Below are 12,321 nucleotides of genomic sequence, written 5' to 3'. Positions count from 1 at the left end.
AATTTTTTGTCCGATTGACAAAGCTAACTTTGCTCTCGCAAATAAAATAACAAGCCCCTCTCGACGTTCAGCATCAAGAGGGGCTATGGGTAAAAAACTTATCAAGGACTAGATTTCCATAATATGTAGAAAGCTAATTACTAGTGACAGACACCTGTTATTGGCTATTAAAAATGATGACATCACGTACTTCCATTGATTTCAAAAGATTTATAATACATAAATATCACAATTATTTAGTAATCTATGGTATACTGCTTTCAGTAGCACCATCAAAGGGCACAAACCAATTCGAAGCTGTAGCGTATTTTATACGATGCAGCTTTTTTATTTTAGATTTACTCAATTCCCACTTTACAATATAATGGTTTAACTAGAAAATATTGAATACATACTTATTTAAATAACTTTACCAAATGAAAATTCCAAATCATTAAAACAACTTCGCCAAATGACAAGCAAAGGAGAAAATCCAATGAATGTAGAAAAAATCTTTGAAAGCTTCCCATTATTACATTCTAGCAACCTACAATTTAAACAAATAGAAGAAAGCCATTTAGACATGTTATTCGCTATCTACGATAATGAAAAAGTATTTCAGTATTGTGGCATTATCCCGAAACACAATATTCAAACTGTCCAAAAAATGATTAGTCATTTTGAACGTGACTTCACGAAAAGAAATAGAGTGAAATGGGGGATTTTTTATAAAGATCAACCAGATTCTTTAGTCGGTATAATCGAAGCGATGGATTTTAACCAAAAAGTAAATATGGTAACAATCGGCTACTATTTAGCAGAGGACTATTGGAATAAGGGCATTGCAACGGAATCTGTACAAACCATTTGTAAATTTTTATTTGATGAAGCGAACATTAATAGAATTCAAGCAGAGGTTATGCCGATGAACGATACGTCAAAAAAAGTGCTTTTAAAAAGTGGCTTTATGAAAGAAGGTTTATTAAGACAAGCTACATTCTGGTCTGGTAAAGGTATTGTTGATTTGGAAATTTACAGCATTTTGCACAAGGAGTACAATAAATAAATTGAAAAGGCACGCTAAACAGAACTATTCTATTTAGCGTGCTTTTATTTGTTTATCTTCATACATGTTTGTAGCGTTAAACGGTTCCATAAACCGAATTTACAATCGTTTAATATCTGCTCATCATCACCTACTATTAGTAGTTTAACAAGTCAGGCTTTGTAATCAACAAGAGTATCACATAAGCTTACCGACATTTGCAAAAGCTATTATTTTCTATTGTATGAATGTAGACATCCTACTCCGTTTTCATTCCTTTTTTAATCTTCTTATGATTTCTGATGCATGTAAATCAATATTTCTTTTATCTTTCAAAGTGTTTTTAAACTCCAAAGTTCCAAAGATTAGCATTGCTATACTTAGAGGAGCAAATAAGAGTAAAAACACCTCTTTGCTTACTTTATTAGTAACGAATAAAATTAGTACAAGGATAGATATCGCAGTAATAAAGCTTACATATTTATTATATTTGTAAGACATATAATGCACCCTTTCCAACTTTTAATTATTTGATTTTTCAGTTATTTAATTCTAGTATATAAATTACGTAGTTTTACATATGAACATTTATGAGGTACTTCAGAAACAGATAAGAGTAAGAGAGAGGTGAATTTCGTGAAAAGTAAAACTATTTTCTTTATTTTTTTTACATTACTCTTCATTTTCTGTTTAGGACTGCTATCATTCTATAGTCTTAGCAATGAATAGCAACGTTTATCTATCATCATTTGTATCCAAGTAAACAGCCCAGTCTATAACCACTTTAATGCAATAAAAGTACTCTAAACAGATAGATGTAGCCTTGTTTAAAGTACTTTTATTGATTAGCTGTATGAATTTTTAAAAACTATCCACAAATCAAATCTACAATCTTAAGATTTCAATTCTCGCCATTTCCAATATGCTTCATATAGCATATCATGTAGAAATTCCTCATACTCTCGTTCCTCATCTAGACCTCTCTGTTCTAATTTTAGCCCTAACCACACCGTATTATCTTTTCTAAATTTAGGATCACCAACACCATCTACAATACAGAAAAAGTGAAAAAAGGTTGAAAGCATCCGATCGCGAACAATCTTTTCAATGCCACAAATACTATGAAAATCAAATTCATTTGCTTTTAACGCTTTGACTTCTTCAACACTTAATTTAAGCTCATCCTCTATGCCTATTATCGCGTTTTCTGGATTTCGTAGGCTATCACCCATTTTAGAGTATTCTTCAATTAAATCATGAACCTCCATTAGTAAACTCATTTGACTATCCATCTAAATCACCACTTTTAAGTTAATTTAGAAAAAATCAACAACTATCATCGCTAAGCCATTTCCTTAATGGTAGCTTATTTACTTACACCATACAGTTTAAAAAGTTCGCCGGATTCATATTGTTCAAGAACTATACTTGCATGAAAACTGGTCATATTCTGTTCCATTCCTGCAATCTTTTCAAGCATTTTTAAAGCTTCAGCTCTACGATAGTTCAATACAATTGCATAAATACTACAAACATATAAGACAAAAGGATTTTCATGTAAAAACAGCTCATCTAACACGTCTGTTGCAAGTTCAGATGATTGCTTTAGTTGCTCCAAAATAGCAAGCAGCGCCTTATTGGATTTGTTTCCTCTTTTATAATCTCCAGTCATCTGAGTTTCTTCTGCTATCAAGCAATGATTAATAAACTCTTCAACTAATATTTTCTCATCTTGCACATTATCACCTCAAGTTATTATCGTAATCTATCCATAATTTTTATACCATAATCGTATTGATAATCCCAACTCTTTCCTGCTAACCAATCCCTTACTCGTTTACCTTGCGTATGAGGTTGAATAGAATTATAGTATCCTGTAATTCTTTGATGATGTTGTATATCAATGGATACGATATTACGAGTATTGTGAATAGATGTTTTACTAAAGCCAGACTTTGCAATTTGTGATTGTTCAACAATATGATGCCATTGTCTATTTACACCAGCATTCCCCAAGAATTTCCTTAAAGAGTCAAAACTATTAAAGCCTCTATGAGATAAGTTTTTAATTGGTATTCCAAGAACATATCTTGCAGTTGTTCGAATTGCAACTCCTCCAACAACATACACAAAAACCGGTAATACAGAAGCATTTAATTCAGTTGTATCAATATTGTAAACCTTCTTCACCTAAATCTTTTGCTTGCTGCTTTAACAGTGCCACTATTGATTCCTTACTTAACGATTTTTTTTGTGCAACGATTAGACTGGAAATATATTTAGTAGCCTTTGCAGTTGCAAAGAACGTCCCAGTAAATTTTCTATAATATCCATCTTTGTCTATAGCTACGACGTCTTCTCCCACAAAGGCAAAATCAATTTTTCCTTTTCCTGTTGAACTAAGTCGTCTCAATTCTTTATCTGTCGCAGTAATAGATATCACTTCATCATATTTTGCTGGATAATCAACACCAAAACCGAAAGTGTTACCAGCCGCTGCTATAATAAGAATTCCATTTGCAACGGCTTCACCAATAATAGTTTTGACAGCTAAATTTTCCGTTTGATATCCAAAGCTGATATTGATAATATTTACTTCTTTCTCAATACACCATTCTATGGCTTTAACTAAGTCATCTGCCTTCCCCTTACCGTCCTTGTCCAAAACTTTTACATCAAACAAGTCTATCTCACTATTTTCAATAATATTGGCAATTGGAGTTCCATGACTCATTTCATCAATAGTCGGCGATGTCGGGTCGATAGCATTAAATTCATCAACAATAACACTTTCCAAAAATTCTTCATTAATACCACTATCTAAAATTGCCACCTTAATCCTTTCTTTTTGGACTTCCTGATTTTCTGATACAACATGATGAGTAAACACTAAGATAATGATTAAGGTAGCAAATATAAAAAAGAAACTTTTTCATATATACCTCCTTTAATAATTTAATAGTTTTGTTTTTCTCGACAATTATATATTAATTGAATATTTTAAAAATTTAAATGCATTTAATACAAATTTACTCTTAAAATTCATTTTTTCGACATTTTTTTCAGTTCGAATACGAGAATTTCTTAAATATTCGACATTAAATTTGATGGTTCTATTAAAAGGGAATTTAACAAGAGAGTTCAGAGAGCCTAAGAAAAGCAACATCTTGATGAAGTTTTTACGCAAAATACTGATTTTGCTATTTCTGCCTAGTTCCTTCCCCCAAAGAAGAACATGCATTCCCCCTCTTTTATTTCTTTATCGTGAATATTTTGTATTGCATAATAAAGTTGGTGCGAGAGGATAATTTAAAACTACAAATTATAGTGTCGGATAATCTGTAGTTGTTATCTATCAATTAAATTAGCTACCATCAAAAAAGATTGTAGATAAACCCGAATCGCAGGATTATCTACAATCAAACTGTAGCTATACTTCTATTTAATACTTTTAGCAGCTTGTTGTATAAGCGCAGCTACCATTGTATCCATTTGTGCGAAACGATCGTCCTTCGTTTGTCCGTTGACATAACGATAATAAATTTGTTGGCAAATGACCGCTAATTTAAAATAAGCAAACGTTATATAATAGCCGATTGTTGAGACATCTCGACCACTTTTCTCCGCATAGTGCGCGATAAATTCCTCTCTCGAATAAAATCCAGGATGAACCGTAATCGGTGGCTCCCCTAATGCATACAACAACATTTTTGGATCATCTGCATGCATCCAATAACTCATCGCAACACCGAGATCTGCTAACGGATCACCCACTGTTGTCATTTCCCAATCAAAAAGCCCAATCATTTCTGAGTAATCTTGTGAAAACATCGCATTGTTGAACTTATAGTCATAGTGAATAATTGTCGCTTCATTATTTGTCGGTATATTAGCCTTTAACCAAGCCGTTAGCGCTGCTACCTCTGACAGCTCAGCTGTTTTTGCTTTCTCATAACGGTCAACCCAACTAACCACTTGGCGTTCCATAAACCCTTCAGGCTTGACCATATCCTTTAAAGCCGTTTCCTTATATGGAATGGCATGGAGCGCTACAAGTGATTCCACCATTTTTTCAGACAATTGACGTGCGAGTGCTATTGTCGATTCTGTCCTTAATGGGAAACGTGTGTCCAACACGACACCTTTTTTTCGTTCCATTAAGAAAAAGTCACTGCCGATAATGCTGACATCATCGACATATACATATGGTTTTGGTACAACAGCTAAAAACGGATGAAGCGCCGATAAAATGGTAAATTCACGCTTCATATCATGCGCTTTTTTTGCCACTGGCCCAAGAGGTGGTCTGCGAAGTACAATTTCAAAATCCGCTATTTTTAAACAGTAAGTTAAATTAGAATGACCCGCACTAAATTGAGAAATTTCTAGTTTCCCCTCTGGTAAGTCTGGGAAATGTCGCTTTAAAAAAGCATGTAATTGCTCTGTATCGATTCGTTCACTTGCCCTTACTTGTATCGTATCCATAGGAACCCCCCTTAAATAATTGCACTCATTCCACCATCTACCACAATCACCTCACCTGTAACATAATCCGAAGCTGCAGCTGCTAAAAATAATGCAACGCCCTTCAAATCATTTTCAGCACCTAGACGCTTTAAAGGTGTAGCCCCCATCAAATAATCTTGTCCTCGTTCTATTAAAACATTTGACATTTTCGTTGGGAAAAACCCAGGGGCAATGGCATTAATGTTTACGCCTGATGGTCCCCATTTCACCGCTAAATCTTTGGTTAACGTAATAACTGCACCTTTACTAGCGTTATAACCGATTGTATCCATAAAATCAGGAAGTGTACCACCAAGCCCTGCAATAGAAGCAATATTAATAATTTTCCCCGCTTTTTGTGCAAGCATCACTTTACCAACAGCCTGTGTCATTAAAAATGTACCGTTGACGTTCACATCAAACACCTTTTGCCATGCCTCGTATGGCATATCGACAGCCGGCGCCCCCCATGAAGCACCACTATTGTTTACTAAAATATCAATCTTACCAAAGGTCTCTAATGTTTTTGACACAACATGGGCAATTTCCTCTGGTTTCGTCACATCACAGGCAAGCGCAAGTGTCTGGACACCTAATTGTGCGAGTTGTGTCGCCATTTCCTCACAAGCCTCCACTTTGCGTGAGCACAGCACAACGTTGGCACCAGCCTCTGCAAAGCCTTGCGCAATTTGTGCACCAAGTCCACGACCACCACCTGTAACAATAGCGGTTTTCCCTTGCAAGCTAAATAGGTCAAGAACAGTCATTTTACCAGCTCCTTTTGCTTTGGGGCATGTTTTTTCAGTTCCAATTTCGCTACAGTATTACGATGCACCTCGTCTGGTCCATCTGCTAAACGCAATGTGCGTGAATTGGCCCACTGAGCAGCGAGCGTCGTATCAGGTCCAACGCCAGCAGCACCAAATGCTTGAATGGCACGGTCGATGACACGCAATGCCATATTCGGTGCGACTACTTTAATCATCGCAATTTCAGCCTTCGCCTCTTTATTCCCTACTGTATCCATCATGTATGCTGCTTTTAACGTAAGCAGCCTTGCCTGTTCAATATCAATACGTGATTCTGCTATTCGTTCACGCATCACGCCTTGGTCTGCTAGCGGTCGATGGAAGGCTTGACGCTCTAGTAAGCGGCTACACATTTCTTCTAAAGCGCGTTCAGCTGCTCCGATAAGACGCATGCAATGATGAATGCGGCCTGGGCCTAAACGACCTTGAGCAATCGCAAAACCTTTCCCTTCACCCCATAAAATATTGTCCACAGGTACTCGTACATTTGTAAACGTAACCTCTCCATGACCTTCAGGTGCATGGTCATACCCAAAGGCCGTTAACATGCGCTCTATTTTGACACCTGGTGTATCCATTGGAACTAGAATCATTGATTGTTGCTCATGGATCGAAGCCGTAGAATCCTTATGTTTTCCCATAAAAATCGCGACTTTACAGCGTGGATCGCCAGCCCCGGTTGTCCACCACTTATGACCGTTTAAAATATACTGATCACCATCTCGTTCAATGCTAGCCTCAATATTGGTCGCATCACTAGAGGCCACTGCAGGCTCCGTCATCGCAAAGCAAGAGCGGATTTCTCCACGCAATAGCGGCTCTAACCACTCTTTTTTTTGCTTATCTGACCCATAGCGTACAAGTACCTCCATGTTCCCCGTATCCGGCGCATTGCAGTTAAAGACTTCCGGCGCTATTAATGATCTGCCCATAATTTCACATAAAGGAGCATATTCTATATTCGATAAACCTGCGCCATACTCGCTATCAGGTAAAAATAAATTCCATATCCCCGCTTCCTGTGCTTTACGCTTCAATTCTTCCATAATCGGAGGAATCGCTCCCCAACGATCCGCCATTGCTTCCACCTGTGCCGCATACAGTGCCTCATTTGGATAAATATACTGCTCCATAAATTTCGTCAGTTTTCCTTGCAGTTCTACTACTTTTTCACTATAAGAAAAATTCATATGAAAGCCCCCCTTTGATTGACAACACGAATGAAAAATGAATGAATATTCATTCTTATTCTTACATTAAATGTTACCGCTATACGGCATGTAAATCAATCATCTATTCCATAAAAAATTGAATAAAAGAGAAAATTCATATGCAAAAACAGCTAAAAAAAGCATCTCCATTATGTCTTCTTTTTACAGCCATAAAAAATAAAAACTATATTAAAATATCGTCAACATTATCTTTTACTATCAAAATAATGTATAACACCATCAATGAATTGTCGGATTGCAAAGGGCAGATGTCGATTTTTTAAATACACTAAATAAACATTCCTTTGTAAATTAGGGCAATCAATTTCTTTTTGAACAATCGTCTTCGCGGTTGGCCCCTGTAAATAGTTTTCAGGCAGAATGGTAATACCTAAATTTTCGCGAACAAGGGATACAGCCGTTTCAAAACGTTCGATTTCAAATTGAACATTGATTGCTTGACCCGCTTGTTCAAATGCATTCAAAATATCCTGCCTTGTTTGAAATCCATCTGTACTAATAATGAAAGGCTCATTGCTTAAATCTGCAATGGTCAGTAAATCTTTCGTCGCTAACGGATGATGTAAAGGTAATACAGCGACAAGTCGTTCCTCATACAAACACTTCACTTCTAGCTCTTCATCGTCCATCAATTGATTGGTAATAATTACATGCGTTTTATAGCCTTTCAGTGATTTCTTGACACGCTTGCTACCTAAAATATCGACTAAATGAAATTTCATCTGTGGATAGCGCTTTTTATATTCGACAATTGCTTTCGGTAACCAATGCTTAATCGACTCTATTACACCGATGGTCAAATCACTTGTACCATGTACAATGACCTCGTCCATTTCAATTTTTAGCACTTCCATATTTTTTAAAATAACTTTTGCTCGTTCATATAAAAGCTGACCTGCTTCGGTTAATTGCAAATTTCTTGTATTTCTTTCAAGTAAAGAAGAACCAACTTCTTGTTCTAATTTTTTAATAGCATTACTTAAAGAAGGCTGAGAAATATGCAATTTTTCAGCTGCTTTCGAGTAATTCATATGCTCAATAACAGCGATAAAATATTGTAATTGTTTTAAATCCAAAACAACCTACCCCCCATTTATAGTTTAAAACTATAGATTAATAATAATTATATATTAGTAAATATAATTATGTGAATATATAATAAATTAACACTACAACAATAATGTTAATGGAGTTGATAAAGAGATGTATACAATGACAGATCAAAAGCAATGGAAAGGTCGCATCGATTCAACTACTAATCCAAGTAGTTTCCGATTACATCAAAAAGTAAAACGATTGGCTATTAACGATGTAAGCGCTTCACAACAAAAAAATGCTGGGATTGTTGGGTTTATATGTGATGAAGGGGTACGCCGCAATCAAGGGCGTGTTGGTGCAGCGAATGGACCCAATGCACTTCGTGGTGCACTGGCAAGCTTACCGTGGACATTTGATGAGCAACAGGAAATTATCGATGTCGGTAACATTCTTTGCCTCAATCATGCACTAGAGGATGCACAACAAGAGCTCGGTGAAATTGTTCAAGGTCTACGCGCTAAAAACATGCAATGTATTATCCTTGGTGGCGGTCATGAAACATTATATGGGCATTACTTAGGTGTTCGTGCAGCATTACAAAAAGATGCCCGTATCGGCATTATTAACATCGATGCACATTTTGATTTACGACCATATGATGAACAAACTTCATCCGGTACAATGTTCCGTCAAATTTTAGAACAAGATCCACATACAGACTATTTTGTACTAGGTATTCAACGTTATGGAAATACACAAGAGCTGTTTGATAAGGCACATGAGCTGCAAGTGAATTATGTGTTAGAAGAACAAATGACAGCAGACAACAACGCGGACATTATGAACGATCTACAGCAATTTATGGATAATCATGATTATATTTTACTTACTTTATGTATGGACGTTGTCAACACAGCTTACGCACCTGGTGTTAGTGCACCCTCTCCTTTTGGTCTAGATCCCAAAACGGTTCGAGCTGTAATTCAAAAAGTAGCATCCCATCCACATACCCATTCTTTTGATATATGTGAAGTGAATCCGTTACTAGATGAAAATGGTCAAACAGTCAAATTGGGTGCTTATTTTGTCTATGATGCACTCAACAACTTACTTAGGAGGAACGGTTCATGATCGAAATTAATCAAATTACAACAATATTTCTCGCAGTCGCGTTATTTGCATTCGGGAGCTTCCTTATTAATAAAATAAACTTTTTAAAGCGTTTCTGTATTCCAGCACCAGTTGTTGGTGGCTTACTTTTTGCAGCACTAGCCACAATATTAAAAACAACTGGCCTATTAGAAATATCTCTTGATACATCATTACAAAGCTTATTTATGATTACTTTTTTCACGACAATCGGTTTAGGTGCTAGCTTTAAACTGGTAAAACTAGGCGGTAAGCTATTAGTCATTTATTGGCTAGCATGTGGGTTCCTTGCGCTAATGCAAAACGTTATCGGTGTATCCCTTGCTTCACTAATGGGCATTCATCCATTAATCGGTATGATGGCAGGTGCAGTTTCTATGGAAGGTGGTCACGGTGCGGCGGCTGCTTTCGGTCAAACATTAGAAGATTTAGGAATTTCATCTGCTATGACAATCGGTGCGGCGGCTGCAACATGTGGCTTAGTGGCGGGAGGTCTAATTGGTGGACCGATTGTCAAATATTTAGTTGGAAAATACAATTTAACACCAGATGAACAAGAAGCAGAAGCTATTGAATATGAAAACAAACATGAACAAATTACATCGGATTCATTCTTTACACAAGTGGTAATCATCACATTTTGTATGGCTGTCGGAACGTATGTTGGAACTATATTCTCCGAAGCTACAGGTTTCGTATTACCAGGTTACGTAGGTGCCATGTTTGTCGCTGTATTGGTCCGTAATATTTTAGATAAAGTGAAACCAAATGCCATTAACATGAAAAGTATTTCTTTAATCGGTGACGTCACATTAGGTGTTTTCCTATCTATGGCGTTAATGAGCATTAAACTATGGGAAATTGCCGATTTAGCTTTACCTCTATTTGTCATTGTTTTTGTACAAGTACTATTCATCGTTCTATTCTGTATTTTTGTATTATTTAAATTACTCGGTAAAAACTACGATGCAGCAGTTATGGTGGCAGGCTTTGCAGGACATGGCTTGGGTGCAACACCGAATGCAATGGCGAATATGTCAGCAGTTGTTCAACGCTTCGGTCCTTCTACAAAGGCATTCCTCGTTGTACCAATTGTAGGTGCATTTTTAATTGATGTCTTTGGTATTCCTATTATTATTACAACCATTAACTTATTTAAATAACATGAAAAAAGCCGTGCATAGTCTTTATAAGACCGTTGCACGGCTTCTTCCATTATAGAAAGAACTTCATAGAATGCATTATTGTAATATGTCACTTACCGTTACACATTCATAACCTTGTTTCTGTAAATAAAGAATAACATTTTCGAGCCCGTTGGCTGTCGTTTGATGAATATCATGCATTAAAATAATACTGCCATCTTTGACAGATGCTTTGACATACGTTAATATTTTATCGGCATTGCGATGCTTCCAATCGAGTGTATCAATCGACCATAAAATAGAAGGCATTGGGATAACAGAGCGTACTTGGTCATTTGTCGCTCCATACGGTGGGCGAAAAACAGTTGGATATTGACCAATAGCTGCGTAAATGGCGTTGCTTGTCCGATCCACTTCTTCTTTAACGCTTGTTTTCGCTAAATTAGTTAGCTTCGGATGATTCCATGTATGATTGCCAATTTCATGACCATCCTTATACACTTGCTCTACAATTTTGGCATTGCTAGAAGCATTTTTCCCAACCATAAAAAATGTTGCTTTTACATTGTATTTCTTTAAAATGGCTAATATTTGTGGCGTAACTTTCGCATTCGGTCCATCATCAAATGTTAAAGCCACCCGCTTTTTCGCTCCTTTTGCTACTGGTACTCCTTGGTTGTAAACTTTATTATTTACGGTTAAGTCCGTTAGCTCTGAAGCCTTTATGTACCCTTTTTGATTGTCAGCTTCCACATACGCCCAGCCTGCTACTATTGTATATTGCTGCACAATGGTTTTATGCGCTAGCGTGCCTAGCACTTCACCGCTTGGGCTCGCAGTTAAATGAATAATAGCCCCTTTAGGTGCATTTACCTGCTTTTTTGTCGCAGTTGGTTTTTTCAGCGCATTTGTCGCGACATAGCCAAATTCATGTCCATATTGCACATATGACCAACCACCAGGTGCTATGCCATACACTATTAACATACTATTTTCATATAGCTGTCCAACTTTTTGTGCACTTGGACTTGGATAGGACATTAAGTTTAGGCCGCCTTTTTTCGCCACTACAGCTTTTTCTGGCGTTAGCTCTGCTAATGTTGAGGCTTCCACATACCCCTCTAACTGTGCCATTCGGATATGTATCCATTCCTCATTGAAAGCTGAGGCTTGCACAAAATTGCCTTGTTTAATATAGCCATTCACCTTGCTTTCTGTGGAAGCCTCTTCATACACCGTCGCATCCTTTAGAACTTGTTGGATAGCAGGCATACTAGCTTGAGCGGAAACATGATTCCCAATAGCCATACTACATAAAAATGCCCATAATAACGCAAAAGGTAATAATTTTTTCAATATTCTACACCGCCTTTTTACAATCACTGATGTCGTCTCCCGTGTAAAATATATACAAAACA

The 12,321-nt window shown here is 36.7% G+C and carries 12 protein-coding genes; 3 read left to right on the top strand and 9 right to left on the bottom strand.

All coding sequences use genetic code 11. From position 1 onward, the window contains the following. Positions 1-475 precede the first annotated feature (475 nt). Positions 476-1,045, top strand: coding sequence for a GNAT family N-acetyltransferase (locus tag I5435_RS10070; RefSeq protein ID WP_025219394.1), 570 nt, complete (start codon positions 476-478; stop codon positions 1,043-1,045). 872 nt (positions 1,046-1,917) lie between these two features. On the opposite strand, the gene I5435_RS10065 is transcribed toward I5435_RS10070, so the two are convergent. The 8 genes from I5435_RS10065 to I5435_RS10030 all read right to left on the bottom strand — a co-directional run bounded on the left by I5435_RS10065 (position 1,918) and on the right by I5435_RS10030 (position 8,647). Next, entirely contained in the window at positions 1,918-2,316 is a 399-nt protein-coding gene (locus I5435_RS10065; protein WP_108030897.1) for a hypothetical protein, read from the bottom strand. A gap of 74 nt (positions 2,317-2,390) precedes the next feature. After that, positions 2,391-2,762 (bottom strand): hypothetical protein, encoded by a 372-nt coding sequence (locus I5435_RS10060; protein WP_108030898.1) that lies wholly within the window; start codon positions 2,760-2,762, stop codon positions 2,391-2,393. 17 nt (positions 2,763-2,779) lie between these two features. Next, positions 2,780-3,214 (bottom strand): hypothetical protein, encoded by a 435-nt coding sequence (locus I5435_RS10055; RefSeq protein WP_337983719.1) that lies wholly within the window; start codon positions 3,212-3,214, stop codon positions 2,780-2,782. After that, positions 3,192-3,857 (bottom strand): S8 family serine peptidase, encoded by a 666-nt coding sequence (locus I5435_RS10050; protein ID WP_337983718.1) that lies wholly within the window; start codon positions 3,855-3,857, stop codon positions 3,192-3,194. Before I5435_RS10050 ends, I5435_RS10055 begins: the two co-directional genes overlap by 23 nt. Before the next feature lie 605 nt (positions 3,858-4,462). Next, positions 4,463-5,509, bottom strand: a complete 1,047-nt coding sequence (locus I5435_RS10045; protein ID WP_337983717.1) for a phosphotransferase family protein — start codon at positions 5,507-5,509, stop codon at positions 4,463-4,465. Positions 5,510-5,520: 11 nt separating this feature from the next. After that, a complete protein-coding gene (locus tag I5435_RS10040) occupies positions 5,521-6,297 on the bottom strand; it encodes an SDR family oxidoreductase (RefSeq protein ID WP_337983716.1) in 777 nt (258 codons plus the stop codon). Beyond that, positions 6,294-7,529 (bottom strand): acyl-CoA dehydrogenase family protein, encoded by a 1,236-nt coding sequence (locus tag I5435_RS10035; protein ID WP_337983715.1) that lies wholly within the window; start codon positions 7,527-7,529, stop codon positions 6,294-6,296. Before I5435_RS10035 ends, I5435_RS10040 begins: the two co-directional genes overlap by 4 nt. Before the next feature lie 227 nt (positions 7,530-7,756). Further along, positions 7,757-8,647 carry a LysR family transcriptional regulator gene (locus tag I5435_RS10030; RefSeq protein ID WP_337983714.1) on the bottom strand — a complete coding sequence of 297 codons (891 nt, stop codon included), beginning with the start codon at positions 8,645-8,647 and terminating at the stop codon, positions 7,757-7,759. 127 nt (positions 8,648-8,774) lie between these two features. Between I5435_RS10030 and hutG the strand changes: the two genes are divergently transcribed. Beyond that, positions 8,775-9,740 (top strand): formimidoylglutamase, encoded by a 966-nt coding sequence (hutG, locus tag I5435_RS10025; RefSeq protein ID WP_229389582.1) that lies wholly within the window; start codon positions 8,775-8,777, stop codon positions 9,738-9,740. Beyond that, positions 9,737-10,921 (top strand): sodium/glutamate symporter, encoded by a 1,185-nt coding sequence (gene gltS, locus I5435_RS10020; RefSeq protein ID WP_337983713.1) that lies wholly within the window; start codon positions 9,737-9,739, stop codon positions 10,919-10,921. Before hutG ends, gltS begins: the two co-directional genes overlap by 4 nt. Positions 10,922-10,999: 78 nt before the next feature. Here gltS and I5435_RS10015 read toward each other — a convergent pair whose 3' ends face one another. Then, a complete protein-coding gene (locus I5435_RS10015; RefSeq protein WP_258842542.1) occupies positions 11,000-12,259 on the bottom strand; it encodes a polysaccharide deacetylase family protein in 1,260 nt (419 codons plus the stop codon). Positions 12,260-12,321: the final 62 nt, after the last annotated feature.

Origin of the sequence: Lysinibacillus sp. C5.1 (genome assembly GCF_016350185.1) — a bacterium.
Lineage (GTDB): Bacteria > Bacillota > Bacilli > Bacillales_A > Planococcaceae > Lysinibacillus > Lysinibacillus sphaericus.
Note: the sequence above shows the minus strand (reverse complement) of the source record. Positions and strands in the feature narration are given on the sequence as shown.